The organism is Dyella koreensis (assembly GCF_044904565.1).
GTDB lineage: Bacteria > Pseudomonadota > Gammaproteobacteria > Xanthomonadales > Rhodanobacteraceae > Dyella_D > Dyella_D koreensis.
The window spans coordinates 285,936-310,372 of the sequence record NZ_JADIKD010000009.1; the positions used below are offsets into that span (position 1 = coordinate 285,936).

Here is a 24,437-nt window from a genome sequence, read left to right on the forward strand (position 1 = left end):
ACTCGCACACGCCTTGCGCTGAAAGCCGGCTCGAAACTCACCGTCAGTTCGGCTAAACAGAGGGGTGTTTACGACACCAGACGTAAGCCATCCCCAACCACCTGACACCCACGCCTACCCAAAAACGGCAACCAGCGCAGCCAGCCAGATCAAGGCAGTACCGATGGCAAACGTGCGCCTGGCGGCAACGACACGCTCAGCGCTCTCATCCTCGACCGGCGTAGTGACGATCCAAGGCGTCGCTGCCAGCACCGCAAAACCCGCGAAAGCCAGGATGACCACCAACACCTCGTTCCAGTGCCATGGTGTGGGTTCGTGCACCCCCCAGTAGCCCAGGAACGCCATGCCTATCGCGCACATGGTGGCGGAGGCTGCACAAAGTCCCACGATCGAACCGGCTGGTGCGCGCATATCACTAACCTCCGTTGCGGATGGCTTGTCGCGCCGAGGGTACTGCACACGATGGCTGGCGACGCGCGCCAGCAAGATCTATCGTCCACCTTCCCCAGCATCAGGCTCCCCATGGCAACGCAGACGCCCTTCCCTCACGCCGCTTTCCTGCGCCAGCTTGAGCTTCTCGCCGATGCAACGCCTGCTACTGCGGAGACCTCATTGCCTTCGTCATTGGCCGGGATACTTTTGACGCCGGATGGAACCCGCTCGCTGACGGAAGCCGCCGGCTGGCTGATCCAGCTGCTCAAAGCACAGCAGGCACGACTGCAGGCGGCGTTCGACACGGAACTGGCGGCCGATGAGTTGCGCCGCTATCAGAAATTCGCCAAACCGGGCCGACCTTCAGCGCATATCGTCCAGCTCCGCCAGAAACAGGCCGCGGCGCGGCAGGCTTCCAATGTGTCGAAGCAGTCGTTTCTAAAGGCAGCCGCTGCGTTCGTGCGGGAAGCCGGTATCGACGTGCCGCCGCGCGTGACGCTCGAGGTGTTCATCACCGACTGGATCGACGCCAACGTGCCGAAGACATTTGCTCCGGCAAACCGATGAAGTGAGTGGGGTGCTTTGCGCTCCGCGGCTGCGCCGGAAGGCTGTTCGTCCGTGGCGGACGAAACCGGCATGAGGAAAATCCGCTCTTGCCACTATCAATATCTTAGTCCACCGGGGGCTTGCGGCAAGCCCCCGGTCGTGGCGCTCAATCGCCAGCCGAAATAAACCTGCGAAATCAGGAGTGGCGATATGAACGTGTTGTTGCAGACATTCGGTATCAAGCGATGTGATGCATTGACGTCGAGCATCGTGTCACCGGCCGGAGCATGGCGATGAGCGCGCATGCGGTGGTGATCGTCGGAGGCGGTCCGACCGGGCTGATGTTGGCGGGCGAGCTGGCGTTGGCCGGCATCGACGTTGCGATGGTCGAGCGCCGCGCCAGCCAGGATCTCGCGGGCTCGCGCGCCGGTGGCCTGCACTCGCGCACGATCGAAGTTCTCGACCAGCGCGGCATCGCCGATCGGTTCCTGGCGGAGGGGAAGACGGCGCAGGTCGCGGGGTTCGCTGGTGTGTCGCTGGACATCAGCGGGTTTCCCACCCGACACAACTACGGACTGGGGCTTTGGCAAAACCACATCGAGCGCATTCTCGCTGGCTGGGTCGGCGAACTCGCGGTAACGATCTATCGCGGATGTGAGGTGACGGGCTTCGCGCAGGACGACACCAGCGTCGATGTCGCGCTGTCCGACGGCCAGTCGCTGCGCGCCGCCTATCTCGTCGGATGCGATGGCGGGCGCAGCCTGATCCGCAAGGCCGCGGGCATCGATTTTCCGGGATGGGATCCGACGACGAGCGCGCTGATCGCCCAGGTCGAGATGACCGAGAAACCGGCATGGGGTATCCATCGCAACGCTTTTGGCATCCACTCCTTCGGCAGGCTGGAGTACGAAATCCGCGATGGCGAGGTGATCTACATCGATAAGGGACCGGTGGGCGTCATGGTGACCGAAGCACACGTCGGCCCCACAACCGAACCCACCCTGCGCGATCTCAGTGAAGCACTCATCGCCGCATGCGGCACCGATTACGGCGTCCACAACCCCACCTGGATTTCCCGGTTCACCGATATGAGCCGGCAGGCCGCGGCCTACCGCGACAGACGAGTCCTGCTGGCCGGCGACGCCGCACACGTGCATGCGCCGGATGGCGGACATGGCCTCAACACCGGTGTGCAGGATGCGGTGAATCTGGGTTGGAAACTGGCGCAGGTGATCAAGCAAACCTCGCCCGAAAGCCTCTTGGATACTTACCATGCCGAGCGCCATCCGGTGGCGGCCCGCGTCCTGCGCAACACCATGGCGGCCGTCGCGCTTCGCCGTCCGGACGAACGGACCAAGGCAGTGCGCGAGACCATCGCCGAGCTCCTCGGGATGGACGAGCCACGCCAACAGTTCGCCGCGATGATGTCCGGCCTGGGCATCCACTACGACTTCGGCGAGGGGCACCCGCTGCTCGGACGCCGCATGCCCGATCTCGACCTGGCCACGGCCAACGGCCCGCTGCGCGTCTTCGCCCTGCTGCACACTGCCCGTCCGGTACTACTCAACTTTGGCGAGCCCGGCCACTTCGATATTACGCCCTGGGCCGATCGGGTTCAGTCGATCGACGCCGAATACACAGGCACGTGGGAGCTTCCGGCACTGGGGACAGTCACGGCTCCCACCGCCGTGTTGATCCGGCCCGATGGCTACGTGGCATGGGTGGGAGAAGGCACAGATCTTGGACTCGCCGACGCGCTGACCACCTGGTTCGGACCGCCTGCCGTGGCATAGCGCACCTGCCTCGAAACTCACATGCCCGGCACGTTTCCGTGCCGGGCATGCTGTATCGCGAGCGAAACGGACCCGACGAGCTCAACCGCCTTCAGATGCCGCGCACTGATCATTCGGGCAAGCGAAATCGACTTCCATGCCCCTGCCTACCGTCAGCGGGATATTCGCGCGCGTGTCGACGGCCTTGCCGTCCTTCTCCAGCATCACCGTATAAACACTGACCGGCAGCGCGAGCTTGTAACGGCCCTTGGCATCCACCGTGACATGACGATGGAGCCCCGTCACGCTGCTCACCGTGACCGTGGCTCCCGCGGGTGCCTGGCCAAAAATGGATGCCGTGGTGCCCTGCGCATGCGCCGCCGTCAATGCAGCCGCGCCACAGAGAACCGCAGCCACTGCCGCAGAAATGCCAGCGTGGCGCGCACGGCCGCCCATCTTGAAGCGTTCAAAACCCTTCATGGAATCCCCCCGATTTCATCAAAGAAAATACAAACCCGCCGGCTCCATCGACGGTTTAGCCGTCCATGTGACCGGCGATATCCAGCGACTGTGGTGTTTACGGCCGTGCATAAAGTCCCCACCTTCCCTGTGCGCCGAGGTCATGGCCCCGGAACTGACTACCTTGTCCCCCTCGATCGGCCACCCGCACCGATCCCCCACTCCGAGGCCGTCATCGATCGGCCCGCGGATGGTCGTGGAACCTAGCAGCAAGAAAGAAAGGCGCTCAAGTGTCGAAAGTTGGCCCGTGCCGATAGACACAGGACGGCGGCATGCCGGGTCGGCGCTGCCGTGGCGCCGCCCTGGGCAGACCGTCGCCTCCCGCGGCGGCCTGCCAGCCGTTTACCGTCAAGGTCAGCCTTGCTTGACGGTGTTCGCAGGAACGAAGGTGTAGCCCATCGCCTGCAATCCCTGGACGATCTGCTTCAGATAGCTGATGTCCAGGTAAGGGTGGAAGAAGAAACTCTGCACGCCGTCCTGAATCACCGTATTGCAGTTGGCGCTGTACAGGATGTCGGCGGGGAATCGCGGTGGATTATTGTTGAACGCCACCAGCTCGACGTTGCCGAGCTCTTCCGGCACGACCGTGGAGCCATAGATGTCGCGCACCAGGTAGGGGAAGAACTGACCGTAAATCCGGGTGTAGTCCGGCGTGCCGGTGCCGCAGGCGCCGTTCGGGCACCAGCCGCTCGCGTACAGGCCGCGGTCATAGCGCGAGGCGAAGGAGGCCTTGAAGACCTGATAGTCGATCGCCGACGCCGCATAGTGCGGCGGCACGAAGATCGTCGGCGCCAGGAAACCCGCAGCCGCGAACTCCAGCTGACCTTTGGTGATGCGGCCTTGTGCCCACATCGCAGAGTCTTCCGCGACTGGCGTATCGAAGATCACGAAGTTGGAGGCATCGATATGCGCGCGGAAGAACTCGAAATCGTCGCCGCTGACCGCGCTATAAGGATTGGGGATATTCGAGTACTGATGCGTGTACCCGTGCATCAGCAGCGTGCCACCCCTGGACTGCATATAGTGCAGCGCGTTGACCACTCCCCGTGCCTGGTAGAGGTGCCGCGATACCGGCACGCCATTGTTGTAGACGCCATTCGGATCCACGTAGAACGGGATCACCGCCACACTGAAAGGCACGTTCTTGCTGAACAGGTAATCGGCGATCGCGCGCAGTTCGGCAGGATCCGCGTCCGGCCCGACGTCTTCGATGCGCACCAGAGCCCGCTTGCGCGACAGCATGGCCGGGTTGGATACCTTGCCGATCAGATCGGCGGCGGCCAGATAGCGATCGTTCGGCCCGGTATAGGCGAAGGGAATCTCACCGATATAAGTCAGGTTGCCGCCGCGTGTCGCCCAGTTGATGGTGCCGCCCACGTCATTGGTGGCCGCCGCCAGTACCTGGGCCTTGGTCGGGTCGTTGATCACCGTCTGCAACAAGCCGGATGGAACCGTCAGCGCGTTGCGTTGCAATGCCACGCCTTTGTAAGTCACGGTCAGCGCATTGCTGAAGTCGAAGAACATCGGCGTGAAGCCATACTGCCCGGCGAAGTCCGTCGCGCGCGCGGAGAGCTGCCAGATGTTGTCGTTCATCCAGAGCACCGGCTTGGTCGTCGCCAGTACGTCGTCGAGCATCGGCGTCGGCAAGGGCTCGCCATAGGTCGACCCGACGTAGACCAGCCCGGTATAGCCGTTGAGTTCGCCCGCGACATAGTTCACCGCGGCATGCATGGTGTACTTGCTGCCATGCGTAACGAGGTTGCCGGCCATCACGGCATAGGCCTCGCCGAGCCAGCCCCACTGCCCTGTGCTGTCGTACAGCACCAGGGTGTTCTGGTTGGCGTTAGCGCCTGGCGCGCCGGCGAACGCGTTTGGGGCCGAGAGCAGCGCGGACGCCAGCAAGTTGCGACTTGTCGTTGTGGTGGTTGTCGTCGACGGCGCGGCCAGCGCGATCCGGGTCGGCAGTGCCGCACCCGAGGGTGGTGGCGGCGACGGCAGCATGCCGGACCTGGCCGTAGAGGAAAGCTGCGTGGCATGGGCGGCCGACATGAAACCGGATGCCGCGGCGAATACCAGCAGAGCACTGACAAGAATCGACCTGAAGGCGAAAGGTTCGAGGTGCGTTGACCTGACCATGGGGAATTCCTCACACACAGTGATGGAATCGACGCGCATGGCTGCCGGGCAGCTCGCGCGCTGCCGGAGTGCGATTACGTCCCGAATGCTCAGGCCCCTGTTGCCGTGAAAGGGAAAGCCTCGCCTTCCGAGGCGAGCATACGTCCAAAGAACCTGAATGGTCAGTGGCTACTAGATATAGTACTTTCAGTCAAGTGTCGTTAGAGGGGTATAGCGTCAATAATTCCCCCAAACTTAACGCCTAGTTCTCAAAAATGAACATTGCGCTGAGTCTCTCAGCTGCTGAAGCCGGCCTGATCGCGGGCGCCCCGACCGGGGCATCCGCGGTTCGCTGCTCCCGAAGGAGCACATAGAGGCAAGGCCAGGATGCCCGGGTAGCAGGGTCGCGTCGCCATCCTGCGGAGGGAGGGGCTATGCAGGACATCCTGATCATCTGCGGCACGCGTCCGGAAATCATCAAGCTGGCGCCCGTGTATCACAGCCTGCGCGCCAGCGGATGGGCATGCCCGCGATGGCTGCACACCGGACAGCATGACGAAATGGCGCGCCAGATGCTGGCGTGCTTCGACATCGTTCCCGATATCGTGCTTGAGCGGGGCGGCGACGGCCTGGGCGAATTCAGCACCCGCTGCCGCACCCTGCTCGACGGCGTCATGTCGAGCCATCCCTGGTCGCTCGTCGTGGTGCAAGGCGATACCGAAAGCACCTTTCTCGGCGCCCTGAGCGGTTTCTATCGCCATGTGCCGGTCGCCCACGTCGAAGCGGGCCTGCGCACTTATGACCTGGAGCGTCCATTCCCGGAGGAAGGACTGCGCCAGATGGTCAGCCGCATCGCCAGCTACCACTTCGCGCCGACCCGGCGCGCGGCCGTGGCTCTGCGCTCGGAAGGCATCCCCCAGGACCGCGTCTTCGTCACCGGCAACACGGTCATCGACGCACAACACTGGGTGGTGCGGCAGCACCATATGCATCGCGCCGCGGAAGGACGCGGCCACCTGCTGGTAACCGCGCATCGCCGCGAGAACTGGGGCAGCGACCTGCGCGAGATCTGCTACGCCATCGCCGACACCGCCACCCGCCACCCGGAACTGCAGGTGCTGTTCCCGGTGCATCTGAACCCTGTGGTGAAGCAGCCGGTGCACGCCATCCTCGGCCAGTTGCCCAACGTGCGGCTGTGCCCGCCGTTCGACTACCTGGAGATGCAACGCGCGCTGCTCGACGCCTGGCTGGTACTCACGGACTCCGGCGGTCTGCAGGAGGAAGCCCCTACGTTCGGCGTGCCCCTGCTGGTACTGCGTACGGAAACCGAGCGACCGGAAGCGATCGAAGCCGGCTGCGCCCGTCTCGCTGGCACGCGACGTGCATCCATCGTCAAGCAGATCGAAGAGTTATGGACGGACTCGGACGCCTACGCCTCGATGGCGCGCGCGGGCAATCCCTTCGGTGACGGCCGGGCCTGCATCCGGATTGTCGACCTGCTGCAGAAGGAGTTGGCGCACGAAGAGCGCCAGCGCGAGGCGAGTTAGCGCGACAGAGGCCAGAACCATGTGGTGGCTGGACGCATTCTCGACGTATCTCTACGGTCTCGGCGTCGTCGTTACTGTCATCGCCCTGTTGATGCTGCTCAGCGGACTGGACGATCTGTTCATCGACATCGTGTACTGGTCGCGCCGGCTATGGAAATCGCTGGTGGTCTACCGCAAGCACGAGCACACGTACTACCACGAGCTCTACCGTCCAGCCGAAAAACCGCTGGCGATCATGGTGCCCGCCTGGCACGAAACCGGCGTAATCGGACATATGGCCGAGCTGGCCGCCACCACGCTGGACTATGAGAACTATCACATCTTCGTGGGCACCTATCCGAACGATGCCGACACCCAGCACGACGTCGACGAAGTGTGCGTGCGTTTTCCCAACGTCCATAAAGTGGTGTGCGCACGCCCCGGACCGACCAGCAAGGCTGACTGCCTCAACAACGTGCTGGACGCCATCCTCCAATTCGAGCGGCGCGCGCACATCACGTTCGAGGGCTTCATCCTGCATGACGCCGAAGATGTGGTCTGCGAGCTCGAACTTCGGCTGTTCAACTTTCTGGTGGGCCGCAAGGATCTGATCCAGATCCCGGTGTACCCGTTCGAGCGGCAGTGGAACAACTTCACCAGCCTGCACTACCTGGACGAGTTCGCCGAACTGCACGGCAAGGACGTGCCGGTACGCGAGGCGCTGGCGGGGCAAGTGCCCAGCGCCGGCGTGGGCACCTGTTTCAGCCGGCGCGCCGTGCTCGCGCTGATCGAGGATGGCAACGGCATCGCATTCGACGTGCAAAGCCTTACCGAGGACTACGACATCGGCCTGCGCCTGAAGACGCGCGGCATGGCCGAGATCTTCGTGCGCTTCCCGGTGCTGCGCTATCGCCGCCACCCCATCCATGAAAGCCATGTGGGACAAAGCTGGCGCGAGTCCAACGTGATCTGCGTGCGCGAGTATTTCCCTGACCGCCTGACGACGGCGGTGCGCCAGAAGTCGCGCTGGATTATCGGCATCGTCTACCAGGGCTACCGCACGCACGGCTGGAAGCATGGGCTGGTGCTCAACTACTTCCTGTGGCGCGACCGCAAGGGGGCGATCAACAACTTCGTCAGCTTCGCCGCCATGCTCGTACTGCTCCATCTGATCATGATCTGGCTGCTGCAACTGGCATGGCCCGCGGCCCCGCGCTTCGTGTCGATCTTCGAAGGGCAACCGTGGTTCGACAGCATCCTGGCCGCGAACGTCGCCCTGATGGGCAACCGCATGCTGCAGCGGATCATCTTCGTATCCGGCTACTACGGCCTGAAGCAGGGGCTGTTGTCGATACCGCGACTGCTCTGGGGCAACCTGGTCAACTTCCTGGCCAACTGGCGCGCGATCCGCCAGATCATCCAGTACGGCGATCCGCATCGCGTGGCCTGGGACAAGACCACGCACGACTTTCCCAGCCTGGGCGGCGAGAATCACGCCAAACGCTCACTGGACGAAATGCTGGTGGCGAACGGCTCCGTGTCGGCGACGCAATTGCACGAGGCGGAGCAGCACCGTATCGACGGCCTGCAACTCGGCAGCTCGATGATCCATCGCGGCTTGATCACCGCCGAACAACTGGCGCGCCCGATCGCCGAGCAGATCGGCGTGGCGTGCGAATCGGTGGACTCCGCCAAGCTTCCGCACGAGTTGATCGAGGCGGTGCCGGCGGACGTCGCCCTGCACTACGCGGTAATGCCGCTGCGCGTCGATGGCGGCACGCTGGTGCTGGCCAGTGAGGCTTATGTCGATCCGGTGTCGCTGGCCGCCATCGCGCGCAGGCTCGAGCGTCCCGTACGTTATGTGATCGCGCACAAGGGGCAGGTCACGGTGGGCTTGCGCCACTGGTATGCGCATGTGCGCGAGCACGACCCGCGCCATTTGCTCGACATCGCCGCGCACTGCGGCCGCATCGACGGCGAGCGCGTGCCCGCGCTGTGGCGCGACTACGTATCGCAGCAGGTCATGCTGGGCGAGATTCTGGTCGCGCAAGGTCACCTGGACGAAGTCGCCTTCAAGGCCTTGCTGCTGAGCCACGCGCGCAGCGGACAACCGCTGGGTGAATTCCTCGTCGCCCAAGGCGTGATCAGCCGCGAAACCCTGGATCGCATGCTGACCTTACAGGCCGCGCTGCAGCCGAGCATCGCCGCGCTCCTCGAGCGCGAGGGGGCCTGGCCGGCACCGCGAACCACACCCGCGGAGCGTGCCGCATGAAACGACCATGGCCAACCCGATTCGCACTGGCACTGTTTGCGATGGCTCCCGCCTGGCCGCTGTGCGCGGTGGCCCAGGAACAGGCCGGCGGTGCCACGCGCTACCAGCAATTCATGGTGTACCCGCATCGGCAGGCGGGCTACGCCGCCTTGCGCGCCGGCGACGAGCGCACGGCGATAGCGGAGTTCGAACGCGCGCGCGCATTGGCGCCGCAAAGCATCGATACGGCACTGGACCTGGCCGAGGCTTACCGTCATTTCGGCCACGCGGCCCAGGCGCAGAAGGTGCTGGACGATCAGCGGCGCTACACGCCCGGCGATCCGCGCCTGCTCGCGCTCAAACCGATCGCGGCGGCGGTCGATTGCAGCCGCGACAACCGGCCCGTATGCCGCGCCCAGCGCGGCTTCGCCGATTTGCAATCGAGCGAGCTGGCCAAGGCCCAGGCCGAACTCGACGCACCGGATTTCGCGCGCAGCCCGGAAGGCCTCGCGCTGCGTCACGCGCTGGTTCAACGCGCGATCTATCTCGGCGACGACGCGCGTGCCGAGGCACAACTGGCCGCACTGGATGCCGCCGGCAAACTCAGTGCGGACGAACGCACGCAATGGTTCAACCTGTTGCTCAAACTCGGCAGAGTGGACGCGGCGCGTCAGTTGCAGGCGCGCGGCGGCCTGGATGCGCCCGCGCAGGATCTGGCGATCGCCCAGACCCTGAGCAACAGCGGCGATCGCAAGGCGCTGGCGTCTTACATGGTATCGCGCCAGCCGCCGTTCGCTAACGAAAGAGACGAGGCGCAATGGTTGAACCTGCTGGCAGCAACGGCGCGCGACCACCCCGAGCTGTTGACCCGATATGCCCCGCACTACCCCGCCAACGCGGCACTGCAAGCACGATTGGCGCTACCGCTGGCGATGGCGCGAGGCGACAGCGCGACGGCCGGGCACATGCTGTCGCGCCTGCCGAAAGAAAGCTTCCGCGAAGACCGTTTCAGCCTGGACCTGCAGCAAGGCCGCTATACCGAAGCCCGGCAGCAGGCCGAGGCACTGATCGCCCAGCCGGAGGGACATCGCCTGCTCGATCCGCTCAGCTATCGCCTGATGGAAGCCGGCGCGCGCGGCGAGGCGAAGCAACTGCTGCTGGCGGCCTATCCCTTCGCCGGCAACTCCGGCTCGGCCGCGCTGTTCTCGCGCCTGGCCGTGCTGGCCGGCGAGCAGCCAGCGCTGTTTTCGGCGGATGACCGCACTCGCCTGCGGCGCCCGCTGGAAAGCGCGCCGCTGCGCATGGCGCAGATCCCGATCCTGAGCGCGCTGCGCGATTGCGATGGCATACGGCAGGTCATGGCCGATCTCTCGCCGGACTATCCCGCCGATTTGTGGCGGCAACTCGGCGACTGCTATGGCAACGACCATCCCGGCCTCGCCGAGTACGCCTATGCCGAAGCCAACAAACGCAAACCCGACAGCGACGTGACACGCGCACTGGCATATCAGGCCTACAGCGCGCAGGACTACGCGACGGCCATGCAGGCCTGGCGCTCGGTACCCGTGGCGCACATGAAGACCACCGACCTGATCGCCGCCGCCACCACCGCGCTCACGGTCGACCAACCCTCCGTCGCCCGCGCGTGGCTGGACACGTACGTCGCACAGGGCGGACGACAGGACCACACCTACTGGTGGCTGCGCGCGCAAGCCGACGAGGCGCACGATCCGGCGCTCGCGCGAGCCGATCTGGAAAATGCCGTCGCCACGCATCCCGATCCGCGCTACTACGCACGCCTCGCGACACTGCAGAGCCACGCCGGCGAGACGCAGCAGTCGCTGGCGTCGCTTCAGCGCGCCAGCGTGCTCGCGCCAGAGGACAGCAAGCTGGCCGCCTCGCTGGGCTACGCTTATTTGCAGGCGGGCGCACCCGACAAAGCGGCGGTCCAGTTCGAACGCGCGCACCAGGCCAATCCCGACGATCCGGCACTGACCCGGCAACTGCTCTACGTGCATCAGCAGCTCGGCGACAACGCCGAGGCGCGGACCTACGCCGCCCAGGCGATCGATCAGCTCGGTCCGTCCGACAACAGCACCGCCACCGGCGGCAAGGCGCAGGAAGACGAAGACGAACAGCGCTACACCCTGCGGCGCCTGCATGAGGATCTCGGCCGCAAGTGGCGCTTCAATGCCGACATGACACTGGGTGACACCGTGTCGTCGGCCGCCAACACGGCCGCGCCCGGCGTTTCCTATCGCAGCTACATGCAACTGGAGGCGCAATACCGCCTCGATCCGCACCTCACCGGCGGCGACATCAATACGCTCGCCGCCTACGCACGCATCTTCGCCGGCAGCGGCGCCAGCGGCGCGGTATGGCCCGTGCATGCGCCAATGCTCGGCGTGGGCATGCACTGGAAGCCGCTGCTCTCGCAGAACATCGTGTTGTCGGTGGAGCAGCAGACGCCGATGAGCAACAACCGCAATACCCGCAATGACACCATGCTGCGCGCCGCGGGTTCGTGGTCGTTCGGACCAAAGCTCAGCGACGACTGGCATGCCACCGGCACGGGCTGGTTCAGCCAGAACTTCTACGTCGACATCGCACGCTACCTGCGCGCGAAGCAGACCGTCTTCACCGCCGACTACCAGCTCGGCTGGCACCGCAAGATCTTCGGCGGACAGACCGTCGAGCCGTACGTCCATCTGCAATACACCGGCATCGATCGCTCGCACGGCGCGGGTTACGCGCGGGATGCGCGCATCGGTTTCGGCCTGCAATGGAACCTGTGGTACGGCGAAACCCGCTACGACGCCTATCCGCACCGCTTCAGCATCGCAGTGGAAGGACAGCATGCGTTCACCAGTTACCTGCACGAAAACAATGCCGTGTTCCTGATCGCGAGGACGCAATGGTGAAGAAGGTCCTGCGCTGGCTGTCGGGTTTGGCGCTTCTGCTGGCACCGCTGCTGGCCGGTGCGACGACCGCGATTTTCTATCAGCCGCAACTGCGCGACCGCGCGGTGCCGCAGGCGCAATGGCCTGCCCTGTTCGCGCAAGTACGCGCACAGGGTTTCGACACGCTGGTGGTGCAATGGACGGAATACGGCGACGCCTTCGCCGACCCGGCCGGGCATGCATGGTTGCTGCAGCGCGTACGCGATGCGCGTGCCGCGGGCTTGCGCATCGTGCTGGGACTGGGCAGCGATCCCGCGTTCTTCCAGCGCCAGGAAGCGGCGCCGTCGGCATTGGACGATTACCTGCTCACCTTGTCGCGGCACAACGCCGCCATCGCGAAACGCTGGGCCGGCGAGCTGGGAAGCGACACCGTCGCCGGCTGGTACCTGCCGATCGAGGTCGACGACCGCCGCTGGCGCGATCCGGCCGCACGCAAGCAACTGCAGGACTACCTCGCCACCGAACGCCGGCAGCTGGATGGCATCCTGCCTCGGCCGGTTTACGTCACCTCGTTCTTCGCCGGCAACATGACGCCCTCGCGCTACGCGGAACTGGTGGCCGATATCGAGCACGCCGGCGTACGCGCCTGGGTGCAGGACGGTGCGGGCACCGGCCGCCTGGGTGGCGGCGAACGCGCGCTGTATCTCGACGCGGCAAACCAATGCGCGGGCTCGCATGCCCACGGTGTGGTCTATGAAATCTTCCGCCAGACCGGCGAGGACAAGGCATTCACCGCCGCCGCCCTGCCCGCCGCCGAAGCCGGTACGGCGCTGGCGCAGCGCGCGCCGTGCGAAGGGGACAGCGCATTCTTCGAACTGCGCTATCTCCCTGGCGTGGCGGATGTGTTTGGGCATCCGTAGGCACAAAAACAAAACGCCTCCATCAGGAGGCGTTTTGCTTCCCTACCGAACCGGTCGCGCAGAGCGATCGGTCCGATGCTTGCTACAGCGTTACTGCGGCACCTTCAGCGGCGCGATGGTCTGGTTGAGCGTCGACCAGTAGGTCTTGGTATACGGCACCATCTGCTCGGCATAGTTCCACCAGAAGAAGCCGCCGATGAACCGCGGATCGTTGAAGGTATTCACCATCGGGTAGTACGTCTTGATCAGGTTCGTCTGCACCGATGTGGGCGCGCTGAGGCTCGATGTGCCGATCTCGCCGAAACCGACCCTGGCGTTCGGGAAGATGGTCTCGAGCGCGGCAAAGTCCGCTCCCCACGAAGGCGACAGTCCCGGGCAGTCCTGGTACGGGTAGTAGCTGAAAAGCGCGTAGTCGGTACTCTGGCGCACGCTGGCCGGCAGGAAGTTCATCGGCCAGGTCTTCCAGTAATCCTGCGGCTTCTCCCAGCAATTGGTGCCCTTGCTGTCATCGTTGTAGTACAGCGTGATCGCGGTCTTGCCACCGACGCCTTTCACGATCGAGTTGGCCGCGGCCACCATCTGTCCGATGGCGGTCTCCTGTGCATTCACCGTGGTGTTGCTGCCGCTCGGGTTCGGACGCAGCCATTCGCCATTGATCTCGTTGGCGATCTCCCACACGTCGACGGTGCCATTCAGACCGTTGACCAGTTCCTTGGTGCGTGCCGTGTAGGTATTGATGTCGGTCGGGAAATAGTACGAGTCCATGATCTCGCCCATCACGTAAGCAACGGTATGCAGCTTGACCAGGGCGGGGTAGTACTCGGCGGCGCTGGTGCCCGGATCGAACACCACGCGAACGGTGGGCTTGTAAGGCAGCTTGGTCAGCGACGTGATGATCGCGTTGATGTTGGAGAGATCGTCGAGCGTGACACCGTAGATCGGTGCCTTGATGGTGGTGGCCGCTTGTGCGTTCGCGTTGGTCGACAATGGTGCCGATGCGGCGTAGAGAGCGAGCGATAGTGCGACAGGTGCAATAAACGTCTTTGCTGCGGTAGTGAGTTTATTCATTGATTGGTTTTCACGTACTTGGGCGATCCATTCCCCGATTAGGAGTAGTGGCGGTGACGCATGAAGGTTTGCCACGACATGACGACGGCACCGCGTAGAAAGTCGGCGGTACCGGGCTTAGTCGTGCTCGTCCGAGCACTGATGAAGATCGTCCATACAACGGTTCCCCTAACCCTTCGTGCGAGGACGAAGGGGGGCGGGTGGAGCAACCGTTTGGGGTAACCAGCGAAGAACGGCGAATACCGCGTGGATGACCGAAGCAAGTTACGAAACCACCGTAAACTCGTTCGATTCCGTCCCTTCCTGGACAAAACCGGACCGCACGCCCGGGAGTCACGCACCGGGTATCGCTGGCCGCATCGAGTCTAGCGAATCGATCCAACAGGGGATCAAAATTTGGTTAGTTATGCCAATTTTTCGTGACGAATGCGTGTTCCCGGCGTCGTTTTGCTGACGCGAAACTTACAAACCGCCCTCAGTTCCACGCTTCGGTGAGACTTACCAGCCTTCCTCCGCCGCACACATCGGCCATCCGGCCAACGCCCTAAGGCCTAGCAGGGAACGCGCACGCGACCTGCTAGCCTTCGCCGAAACTCGACCCGCACATACAGGGGTTTGCATGCGGAATCTGGAAGACACCAAGCTCGCCATCGTCGGCCTGGGCTACGTCGGTCTGCCCTTGGCCGTGGAATTCGGCAAGCACTACGACACCGTCGGTTTCGACATCAACCAGGCGCGCATCGACGAGCTGCGCGCCGGGCGCGACAGCACACTTGAAGTCGATGCCGCCGAACTCGCCGGCGCCAGACAACTGCGTTTCAGCGCCGCGCTGGACGATCTGCGCGACCGCAATGTCTACATCGTCACCGTGCCCACGCCGATCGACGCCGCCAAGCGGCCGGACTTGCGCCCGCTGATCCGCGCCAGCGAATCGCTGAGCAAGGTACTCAAGCGCGGCGACATCGTGGTGTACGAATCCACGGTCTATCCCGGCTGCACCGAAGAAGTGTGCGTGCCCATCCTCGAACAAGGCTCCGGCCTGGTGTTCAACCGCGATTTCTTCGCGGGTTACAGCCCGGAGCGCATCAACCCGGGCGATAAGGAACACCGCGTCACCAGCATTCTCAAGGTCACGTCGGGTTCTACGCCGGAAACCGCTGACTTCGTCGATCGCCTGTACGGTTCGATCATCACCGCCGGCACGCACAAGGCCAGCTGCATCAAGGTGGCGGAAGCCGCCAAGGTGATCGAGAACACTCAGCGCGATCTCAATATCGCCCTGGTCAACGATCTGTCCATCCTGTTCAACAAGCTCGGCATCGATACGCTGGAAGTACTCCAGGCGGCGGGCACCAAGTGGAACTTCCTGCCGTTCCGCCCCGGCCTGGTCGGCGGCCACTGCATCAGCGTCGATCCGTACTACCTCACGCACAAGGCGCAGGAAGTCGGCCATCACCCGGACGTGATCCTCGCCGGGCGCCGCACCAATGACGGCATGGGTCCGTACATCGCGGGCGAAGTGATCCGGCTGATGGTGCGCAAGGGCATCAACCCGGTGCGTGCCCGCGTGCTGTTGCTCGGCCTCACCTTCAAGGAAAACTGCCCGGACCTGCGCAATACGCGCGTGGTCGACATCGTGCAGGCACTGCGCGGCTACAACGCCGACATCGACGTACACGATCCCTGGGTCAATCACGCCGAGGCGGAACACGAGTACGCCATCACGCCGGTCGAGCAGCCGCAGGCCGGCAGTTATGACGCCGTGATCGTCGCCGTCGGCCATCGCGAATTTGTCGCGCTTGGCGCGGCCGGCATCCGTGCCTACGGCAAGCCGGGCGCAGTGATCTACGACGTGAAGTACGTGCTGCCGCGCAGCGAGGTGGACGGGAGACTATAGCCATGAGCGTCCTGGTCACCGGCACCGCCGGTTTCATCGGTTCCCATGTCGCGCAGCGTCTGCTGGCGCGCGGCGAGCGCGTGATCGGCCTGGACAACCTCAACGACTACTACGACGTCGCACTGAAACGCGCACGGCTGGCGCGCTTCATCGAGCATCCGCATTACACGCACTTGCAGATCGACCTGGCCGATCGCGCGGCGATGGAACACGCCTTCGCCACATACCGGCCACAGCGCGTGGCGCACCTCGCCGCGCAGGCCGGCGTGCGCTATGCGGCGCAGAACCCGCATGTCTACGTAAGCAGCAATGTCACCGGCTTCCTGCACATACTGGAAGGCTGCCGCCAGCATCTGGTGGAGCATCTGGTGTTCGCCTCCACCAGCTCGGTCTACGGCGCCAACACCGATATGCCGTTTTCGGAACATCGCTCCGCCGAACATCCGCTCACGCTCTACGCCGCGACCAAGAAAGCCAACGAGCAGATGGCGCACAGCTATGCGCATCTGTACGGCATTCCATGCACGGGGCTGCGCTTCTTTACCGTCTATGGTCCATGGGGCCGGCCGGACATGGCGCTGTTCCTGTTCACCGAGGCGATCCTGAAAGGCGAGCCGATCAAGGTCTTCAACCACGGACGGCACAAGCGCAGCTTCACCTACATCGACGACATCGTAGAGGGCGTGCTACGCACGCTCGATGCAGTCCCGGCCAAGGATCCGCGCTGGGACAGCCTGGCGCCGGATCCCGCATGCAGCGGCGTGGCGCCGTACCGGCTCTTCAACATCGGCAACGAACGGCCGGTGGAGCTGATGCAGTACATCGACGTGCTGGAGCAATGCCTCGGCCGCAAGGCCACCATGGAAATGCTGCCGCTGCAGGCGGGCGACGTACCGGATACCGAAGCGGATGTAACGAGCCTGATACAGACCGTTGGGTATAGGCCGCAAGTCTCCATAGAAACCGGCATAGATAACTTCGTACGCTGGTATCTGGACTACTACGGCACGTGACCTGCGCGGTCAGGGCGGGCGACGCGAAACCACTCAAGTCAGCAAAGGATGGGATGGCGTGATCATCGACTATCAGAGCGCAAGCCATCCGGGTGACATCGAGACTGATCTTTGCATCATAGGCGCGGGAGCCGCCGGCATTGCCATCGCGCACAGCTTCATCGGCACGCCGGTCAACGTGTGCATGATCGAAAGTGGTGGCCTGTCCGGCGAGCAGCGTAACCAGGCACTCTACGAAGGCGCATCGGTCGGCTCGCCGCCGTTCGATCCCGGCACCTCGCGCATGCGCGTGTTTGGCGGCAGCTGCAACCTGTGGGGCGGCGGCTGCATTCCGCTCAGCCGACAGGACCTGAGCGAACGCGAATGGGTGCCGCACAGCGGCTGGCCGCTGTCGTACAGCGAACTCAAGCCCTACTACACACGCGCGCGCTCGTTCTGCCAGATCGACAGCCACGACTTCGAGGACGGTTCCTTTCTCACGCCGCTGGCGCGTCCGCCGCTGCCGTTCGACGACGACAAACTGGTCAATCAGATCTTTGCGCGCAGCCCGATCCTGTTCGGCGAGGCTTACCGCGAGCAGCTGGAACACGCGCCCAACATCAAGATACTGCTGCACACCAATTTGCTCGAACTGCACGCATCGCCGGGCGGCTCCTGCGTACGCGAAGCGCACATCGCCACGCTCGACGGGCACCGCGGCGTGGTGCGAGCACGCCACTACGTGCTCGCCTGCGGCGGTATCGAGAACGCGCGGCTGCTGCTGCTTTCCGACAGCACCGTGCCGCAAGGGCTGGGCAACCAGCACGACCTGGTCGGGCGCTTCTTCATGGATCATCCCAGCGGCAAGCTGGGCACGGTGCATACCGACCAGCCGCACCGCCTCACCCGCCCCTACGATCGCGAGCTCGGCAAAGGCCCCAGGCCCACCTTCCCCGAGATCGGCCTGGCGCATGAAGCGCAGAAAACGCACCGGCTGTTGAACGGACGCGTGCATCCCTTCGCCGTCGAAGGACCGACACCGAAAGGCATCCGTGCACTGCGCGACCTGCGCGCCGCACTGCGCCCGCCCGTGCGTGACGAGGGCGCGCTGCTGGAGGCGCGCCTGTGTGCCGCGATGAAGAACGGCTCCACGCGCCTCGACGGCGCCGCGGCCATGCCGGAGGAAAGCATCGGCGTGCTTGCGTTGCGCCTCGGCCTTGGCGCCGGCGACATCGTCAAGGCCTTTCTTCACAAAGTCACCGACAAGCCCACGGTACGCGCGACCCACGTCGACCTGGTCGGCTACTTCGAACAGGCGCCCAATCCCCACAGCCGCATCACCCTCAGTCACGAGCGGGATGCGCTGGGCCAGCGCAAAGTCTGCGTCGACTGGCGGCTCACCCCGCTCGACCTGCGCACCTACCGCACCGCCGCCACGCTATTCGGCAATGAACTCGCGCAAGCCTGCAACGGGCGCTTCGAGCCCGAGCCGTGGGTTACCGAAGACACCATGCCACTGGTGCGCGGCACCGCGCACCATATCGGCACCACACGCATGTCCGACGATCCGCGCACCGGTGTGGTGGATCGCCATTGCCGCGTGCACGGCATCGACAACCTGCACATCGCTGGCAGCTCGGTGTTTCCGACCGGCGGCTGGGCTTTCCCCACCTTCACCATCGTCGCCCTGAGCCTGCGCCTGGCCGAACATCTGCGCGGTGCGCTGATGACCTGCGCAAGCACGGGCATGTTGTAGGCCGCCTGCCATGGATGAGTACAAACCCCCCTCGCCCTTTCACGATGCGATTTCACTCGTCGATGGGCTCGTCATACCCACACAGAGCGATGACGACCTGGCGCACTGGCATTTCGAACATGCCACCGACCGCGCCATCGCCGGCACCACCTTCACCACGCCCGCCGAAGGCGAAGCCTGCATACTGATCTTCGACAGTATCCGCTGGCGCCCCCACAGCGCCGCCGCGCACGCCCTGCTCGACAGTCGCGAGCGCATGCGCGCCGCGCGCTTCCGCCATGGCCACGACCAGGCCGCCTACATCCTCGCGCATGCGATGTGGCGCCTGCTGCTCAGCATTTGCCTCGACGTCGATCCCGCCGATGTCCCCCTCACCAGCACGCCCATCGGTCAGCCCTTGCTGCCCGGCACCCGCTTCGCCACCAGCCTCAGCCATAGCGGCCGCTGGGTCGCCGTTGCCATCGCTGGCGCGCGCAGCGTTGGCGTCGACATCGAACGCACTCCTTCACCCGTCGCCCTCGACGACCTCCTCGCCAGCGTCTGCACCCCCGCGGAAGCCAACCAACTCCACGACCTGCCCCGCAGCGACCGCGAACACGCGCTACTGCAATTGTGGACCCGCAAAGAAGCCGCCCTCAAAGCCTTCGGCATCGGCCTCACCCTGGCCCCCTCCACCTTCCCCATCACCACCAACACCCCCATCAACCCACCACTCAGCGCCGCCGCCCAACCACCCTGCCGCGTGTCCGATCTGATACTGCCGACAGAATTGGTAGGCGCCGTGGCGTTGCCGATCTCTGTGCAGCGTTTTGCAGTGCATGTGCTGGAGGAGATTTGAGAACGGCAAAACATCACCGCCTGTGGGCGACCACTCTTCTCATCGTCTTGCGCGCGTGAATCGCGCACAGGGTGCGCTCCTACGGGCGTCCCATAGCAACGCTGTCCCGAGCACCCATCACCCCTCCCCAGCCCTCCCCTGCGAGCAGGGGAGGGAGCAAGGTGAGGCGCTGCGCTCTGACACTGAAGAAAACTTTCCCGACGCCCGGCACTGGAAAGGGCGAGGCTACGAAGCACGCCGCCTGCTCTGAGGCCATTTCTCTTTGGTTACTTTCTCTCTAGGCCCCCTCGGGGGGTTGGGCCAGCAAAGAGAAAGTGACCCGGACCGCGGCAGCGGTTCGGAAGCCCGCGGCAGGCGAGCCAGGTCGCGATAACGCGACAACCAAGCGACAACGCCACTGTACCCCTGCCTACGCAGGGGTGACGAGTAGGAAGAGATATCGCGAGAGCCAACCCCCACCCCGCCCCTCTCCCGAAGAGAGAGGGAGAGAGCAAAAGCGAGAGCACATGTATCACCCCCGCAACACCCACATGGCAACCCACCTACGGCCTACCCAACTCTTACCTAAGTTACATCGACACCCCCCATGCCCCGACATAGCCTGAGCATCCGCCGGACGGATCCCGCACCGCATCCGGGTTTAGTACAAGGGGAAGTCGGATGCTCCATTTCCTGCGACGCCAAGCTTCGCGCTGGCTCCTGCTGCTGGGAGCCTGTGAGCTGGTCCTGTTGGCCGGTTCACTGAATCTAGCGATGTATCTGCGCTACTACCGTTCGGCGGACCAATTGGCCGAGTTCTCGGTGCATATGCCCGAGCGCTCGCTGGTGTTTGCGGTGATCATCGTGCTCGCCATGGTCGCACTGGGCCAATACCAGGCGCACATGCGCATGACCCGCTTCGACCTCCTGGCGCGGCAGGCCGTGGCCTTCGTACTGGGTGGCACTGGCCTGGTCGTGGCCTACTACGTCGTACCGCAGGCCTATGTCGGGCGCGGTGTGCTTAGCATCGCGCTGGTGCTCGCTTTCATCGCGGTGGCGGCGTTCCGCCTGATCTTCATGCGTCTGGTCGAGCTCGATGCGCTGAAGCGCCGGGTCCTCATTCTCGGCGCCGGCACGCGCGCCGCGCATTTCCACAACGTGATGCGCCGCCGCTCGGATCGTCGCGGCTTCTACGTGGTGGGCTATCTGCCGCACCGGGGCGAACCCATCGCTGTCGAGGGCGAACGCGTGCTCTCGCACGACGAATCGCTGTGCCAGCTGGTGTTGCGCGAGGAAGTCGATGAAGTCGTCGTGAGCGTGGACGACCGTCGCGGCCATCTGCCGATGGACGAGCTGCTCGAATGCCGTCAGATCGGCGTGACCATCACCGACCTCACCACCTTCTTCGAGCGTGAATCCGGCCGCGTACAGCTGACGTTACTGGACCCGTCGTGGCTGGTGTTTTCCGGCGGCTTCAACGCCACGTTGCTGCGCCGCTTCAGCAAGCGCTGCTTCGATCTCACCATGGTGCTGATGCTGTTGCTGCTGTGCTGGCCGCTGATGCTCATCGAAGCGCTGGCGATACGCATCGAGTCCGGTCCCGGCCAACCCATCCTGTATCGGCAGGAACGCGTCGGCGAGCGTGGCAAGACGTTCTCTTTGCTTAAGTTCCGCAGTATGCGTACCGACGCCGAATGCGATGGCATCGTGCGCTGGGCCTGCAAGAACGACGATCGGGTGACCCGCGTCGGCCGCATCAGCCGCAAGCTGCGCATCGACGAACTGCCGCAGCTGTGGAATGTATTCAAGGGCGACATGAGCATCGTCGGTCCGCGCCCGGAACGTCCGCAGCTGGTGGCCGATCTCACCGACAAGATCCGCTACTACAGCGTGCGTCACTGCCTCAAGCCCGGCCTCGCCGGCTGGGCGCAGATCAGCTACCCCTACGGCGCCTCGGTGGAAGAGGCGGCCGAGAAACTCAAGTACGACCTGTTCTACGTGAAGAACCACAATCTTCTGTTCGATCTGCTGATCCTTATCCAGACGGTGGAGGTTGTTCTGTTTGGACGTGGAGCGAGATGAGAAACGAGTGAAGAGGAGCGAGATGCGAGTAACGAGGGCACAAGCCTGTGCGTGCACAGTCAGCCCATGGCGCGTGGCGAGGCTCTTGTCGGTTAACCGGCCGAGCATGAATTCCGGCGCCCTCGCTACTCGCCTCTCGCTCTTCCCGCCTTGCCCCTCCCCCTGCTGCACGCAGGAGAGGGAGAAGAAGCAAAAGGAGAACCCTGCATGCTGATTCGCCGTCGCGCCATCGTCGCCCTGCTGCTCGTCGGCTCCGCCGCCGCGCAGGCGACGGATGCGCCGGCGCTCGGCGCGCACACCTTGCTTACCCATTCCGAAGGCATGGGCAAGAGCCCGGCCGTGACCGAGCCGCTCGACACCCAGCCCAGCGGCAGCTCGCTGATCGTGTTCAACGGCGGCTACGCCAGCAATGACGCACGCCCGGTCGACAGCTACGCCAACCGCTGGAAGCAACTGGGGCGCAGCGTCTACTACAACGGCTACGGCGGCAGCTTCAATGTCAGCGCCTACGTCGCACTGAATGCCAAGGGCGGCGCGCAACACACGGTGCGCATCGACAAACCCGGCAATGCGGGCGGCGAGATCTCCGTACCCTTCATCGAGGTGAAGCAGGCCGGTGTATTGCAGGATGTCGCGCAGAACTATCCCGAGCCTGGCCTGGTGCTCACCAGCGGCAACGTCACCACCACCGGCCCGGCAACCCTGGTCGCAGTGTGGTGGGGCGATGGCGGTGTGAAGCACATGACCGCGCGCCCCGACAACGATTTCACCGTGATCGACAGCTACCTGCTGCTACCCGACAACAGCGGCGTGCAGGTCGCCATCGCCTCCAGGCAAGTCACGGCCGCCGGCACCTATCACGTCAGCTGGGTGGGCTCCCCGATCCAGGGCGCCATCCTCTGGCTCTTCGCTTTCCAGGCCAAATGACCTGATCCGCCTATCCGCCTTACAGGGAGAGCAACCATGCTGGGCCGATTCCTTTCCGCCGAGAACTACACCGAACTGCTCGCGCGCGGCCAGCACCGCAGCGCCTCGCTGCTGCACTTCGAACCCGACGTGATGCGCAGCAGCTACAACCGCAGACCGTTCACAGTGCAGCACCAGCTCACCGCCCATCCGCTGTTCTCGCTGGATTCGCTATTCACCCTGTGCCGCCGCATGCCGCAGGAACAGATCCTGTTCCGCCTCGGCAATATCCCCGGCGACGCCGAGCTCGAAACCTCCTACGACCGCTACAAGCGCGACCTCACCCTCGCCGACACCCTCGATCATTTCGAGGAACGCCAGGCCTACATCTGCATCAACAACCCCGAGCGCGATCCCGAATACCAACCCATCATCGAAGGCCTGCTCGGCGAAGTCGCCGCGCAGACCGATGCCATGGACCCATGGATCAGCTGGTACTCCACCTACATCTTCATCTCCACCCGCGACGCCGTGACGCCCTACCACATGGATCGCGAAATGAACTTCCTGCTGCAGATCCGCGGCGCCAAAACCGTGCACCTGTGGGACCAGGACGACGACGACATCATGAGTCCCGAGCAGAAAGACCTGCTCCTCTCCCGCATCGGCAGCCGTCCCCGCTACCGTCCCGACTTCGAAGCCAAAGCCATGACCTACCAGCTAAGCCCCGGCCTCGGCGTCCACCACCCCTTCATCGCCCCCCACCGCGTCCACACCGGCCCCCAACTCTCCATCTCCCTCGCCCTCACCTTCCGCACCCGTCAATCCGACATGTGGACCGACGCCCACCGCTTTAACGCAAGACTGCGCAAGCTTGGCCTCCACCCCCGCCCCATCGGCAAAAGCGCCCTCATCGACCAAACCAAATGCAACCTCGCACGCCTGGGCCAACGCGTGCATCGCATGCTGGCGCCAGTGGAAGCCGATGCCTGAAAACGCGAATGGGTAGGAGCCCACCCTGTGGGCGACCGCTCTTTCCCATCGCCCACGCGCGTGAATCGCGCACAGGGTGCGCTCCTACAGCCGCTCCATAGCAGCGCTTTCCCGAGCACCCACACCCCTCCCCAGCCCTCCCCTGCAAGCAGGGGAGGGAGCAAAGGCGAAGCGCGGCGATCCGCCCAGAAGAAAACCATCCAGACGTCTGGCACTGGAAGATGCGCAGCTACGAAGCACACCGCCCGCTCTTCAGGCCATTTCTCTTTGGTTACTTTCTCTTGACTCCGGGCATCCATGCCCTCCGCCCTTCGGGCCAGCTGCGCTGTTCGCACCCGCTCCTGCGGGTGCGTGGGCCAGCAAAGAGAAAGTAACTCGGGCGCCGGCAGGCGTCCGAAATGCCCGCTGCATAAGCGGCCAGAGCACGCAGACGCTAAAACCAGGCGACAACGCCACTGGACCCCTGCCTGCGCAGGGGTGACGAGCAGGAAGACGTATCTCAAGTGCGCACCCTTACCCGAGGGAAAAGGGCGAAAAACACACCCCATAGGCAGAAAGAAATAGGTCCGGGCATAGCCGGGATGACGTAAAGGAATCCCACCCCGGATACCCCACAATCCAAGCCGAATCCCTGACATATCGGCTCCACCGACATCCATCGATTCGCACCGTAACAACAGCGTCACCGATTCCGACACCGGTCGATTCCGCCGCAAAGGGGAGGGTGGAAGCCATGAACGCCAGCACGGTCGCACTCATCTATTTCTTCCGTAAACCCGCCGCTCCGTGGCGCGTCCAGGTCGCGCGCCGCCTGCAGGCCTCATCGCGTCCGCTCAGCGGATGGATTGCTCCCGGCAGGTATTTCCTGGGCCCTGTGTACAGCATCGCGCTCGCCCGCCGTGACCGCATGCAGACGCTTTGCATGCATTGAACCTCCTCACCAAC

The 24,437-nt window shown here is 64.2% G+C and carries 18 protein-coding genes; 14 read left to right on the forward strand and 4 right to left on the reverse strand.

The window, feature by feature from the left end; all coding sequences use genetic code 11:
• Nucleotides 1–114 precede the first annotated feature (114 nt).
• Complete coding sequence (locus ISS97_RS08730; protein WP_379985215.1) at nucleotides 115–411, reverse strand: hypothetical protein; 297 nt, start codon at nucleotides 409–411, stop codon at nucleotides 115–117.
• Nucleotides 412–522: 111 nt separating this feature from the next.
• Between ISS97_RS08730 and ISS97_RS08735 the strand changes: the two genes are divergently transcribed.
• The gene (locus ISS97_RS08735; protein ID WP_379985214.1) at nucleotides 523–999 is read left to right on the forward strand and encodes a hypothetical protein; all 477 of its coding nucleotides are present in this window, start codon (nucleotides 523–525) and stop codon (nucleotides 997–999) included.
• 272 nt (nucleotides 1,000–1,271) lie between these two features.
• Nucleotides 1,272–2,771, forward strand: a complete 1,500-nt coding sequence (locus ISS97_RS08740; RefSeq protein WP_379985213.1) for an FAD-dependent monooxygenase — start codon at nucleotides 1,272–1,274, stop codon at nucleotides 2,769–2,771.
• Nucleotides 2,772–2,852: 81 nt separating this feature from the next.
• Here the strand turns inward: ISS97_RS08740 and ISS97_RS08745 are convergent, their stop codons facing one another.
• Nucleotides 2,853–3,230 (reverse strand): carboxypeptidase-like regulatory domain-containing protein, encoded by a 378-nt coding sequence (locus ISS97_RS08745; protein WP_379985212.1) that lies wholly within the window; start codon nucleotides 3,228–3,230, stop codon nucleotides 2,853–2,855.
• Between the two features lie 393 nt (nucleotides 3,231–3,623).
• On the reverse strand, nucleotides 3,624–5,405 hold the full coding sequence (locus ISS97_RS08750) for a DUF2334 domain-containing protein (RefSeq protein ID WP_379985211.1): 1,782 nt from the start codon (nucleotides 5,403–5,405) through the stop codon (nucleotides 3,624–3,626).
• 413 nt (nucleotides 5,406–5,818) lie between these two features.
• Between ISS97_RS08750 and wecB the strand changes: the two genes are divergently transcribed.
• Genes wecB through ISS97_RS08770 form a run of 4 tightly spaced genes read left to right on the forward strand, consistent with a single transcriptional unit; the run spans nucleotide 5,819 to nucleotide 12,981 of the window.
• The gene (gene wecB, locus ISS97_RS08755; RefSeq protein ID WP_379985209.1) at nucleotides 5,819–6,931 is read left to right on the forward strand and encodes a non-hydrolyzing UDP-N-acetylglucosamine 2-epimerase; all 1,113 of its coding nucleotides are present in this window, start codon (nucleotides 5,819–5,821) and stop codon (nucleotides 6,929–6,931) included.
• Nucleotides 6,932–6,950: 19 nt separating this feature from the next.
• On the forward strand, nucleotides 6,951–9,182 hold the full coding sequence (locus ISS97_RS08760; protein WP_379985208.1) for a glycosyl transferase family protein: 2,232 nt from the start codon (nucleotides 6,951–6,953) through the stop codon (nucleotides 9,180–9,182).
• Complete coding sequence (locus ISS97_RS08765; protein ID WP_379985207.1) at nucleotides 9,179–12,082, forward strand: NfrA family protein; 2,904 nt, start codon at nucleotides 9,179–9,181, stop codon at nucleotides 12,080–12,082. The genes ISS97_RS08760 and ISS97_RS08765 overlap by 4 nt, the downstream gene beginning before the upstream one ends.
• The gene (locus ISS97_RS08770; RefSeq protein WP_379985206.1) at nucleotides 12,076–12,981 is read left to right on the forward strand and encodes a DUF4434 domain-containing protein; all 906 of its coding nucleotides are present in this window, start codon (nucleotides 12,076–12,078) and stop codon (nucleotides 12,979–12,981) included. The genes ISS97_RS08765 and ISS97_RS08770 overlap by 7 nt, the downstream gene beginning before the upstream one ends.
• A gap of 90 nt (nucleotides 12,982–13,071) precedes the next feature.
• Here the strand turns inward: ISS97_RS08770 and ISS97_RS08775 are convergent, their stop codons facing one another.
• Nucleotides 13,072–14,049, reverse strand: a complete 978-nt coding sequence (locus ISS97_RS08775) for a hypothetical protein (protein ID WP_379985205.1) — start codon at nucleotides 14,047–14,049, stop codon at nucleotides 13,072–13,074.
• A gap of 619 nt (nucleotides 14,050–14,668) precedes the next feature.
• Between ISS97_RS08775 and tviB the strand changes: the two genes are divergently transcribed.
• The 8 genes from tviB (at nucleotide 14,669) to ISS97_RS08815 (ending at nucleotide 24,423) form a co-directional block, all read left to right on the forward strand.
• On the forward strand, nucleotides 14,669–15,946 hold the full coding sequence (tviB, locus tag ISS97_RS08780) for a Vi polysaccharide biosynthesis UDP-N-acetylglucosamine C-6 dehydrogenase TviB (RefSeq protein ID WP_379985204.1): 1,278 nt from the start codon (nucleotides 14,669–14,671) through the stop codon (nucleotides 15,944–15,946).
• Nucleotides 15,947–15,948: 2 nt separating this feature from the next.
• On the forward strand, nucleotides 15,949–16,959 hold the full coding sequence (locus tag ISS97_RS08785; RefSeq protein WP_379985203.1) for an NAD-dependent epimerase: 1,011 nt from the start codon (nucleotides 15,949–15,951) through the stop codon (nucleotides 16,957–16,959).
• Between the two features lie 58 nt (nucleotides 16,960–17,017).
• A complete protein-coding gene (locus ISS97_RS08790) occupies nucleotides 17,018–18,694 on the forward strand; it encodes a GMC oxidoreductase (RefSeq protein ID WP_379985202.1) in 1,677 nt (558 codons plus the stop codon).
• Between the two features lie 10 nt (nucleotides 18,695–18,704).
• Entirely contained in the window at nucleotides 18,705–19,532 is an 828-nt protein-coding gene (locus ISS97_RS08795; protein WP_379985201.1) for a 4'-phosphopantetheinyl transferase family protein, read from the forward strand.
• 660 nt (nucleotides 19,533–20,192) lie between these two features.
• Nucleotides 20,193–21,593: a TIGR03013 family XrtA/PEP-CTERM system glycosyltransferase gene (locus tag ISS97_RS08800; protein WP_379985200.1), complete on the forward strand. Its 1,401-nt coding sequence runs from the start codon at nucleotides 20,193–20,195 to the stop codon at nucleotides 21,591–21,593.
• 207 nt (nucleotides 21,594–21,800) lie between these two features.
• A complete protein-coding gene (locus ISS97_RS08805; protein WP_379985199.1) occupies nucleotides 21,801–22,520 on the forward strand; it encodes a hypothetical protein in 720 nt (239 codons plus the stop codon).
• 36 nt (nucleotides 22,521–22,556) lie between these two features.
• Nucleotides 22,557–23,492, forward strand: a complete 936-nt coding sequence (locus ISS97_RS08810; protein WP_379985198.1) for a hypothetical protein — start codon at nucleotides 22,557–22,559, stop codon at nucleotides 23,490–23,492.
• Between the two features lie 733 nt (nucleotides 23,493–24,225).
• Nucleotides 24,226–24,423 carry a hypothetical protein gene (locus ISS97_RS08815; RefSeq protein ID WP_379985197.1) on the forward strand — a complete coding sequence of 66 codons (198 nt, stop codon included), beginning with the start codon at nucleotides 24,226–24,228 and terminating at the stop codon, nucleotides 24,421–24,423.
• Nucleotides 24,424–24,437 lie beyond the last annotated feature (14 nt).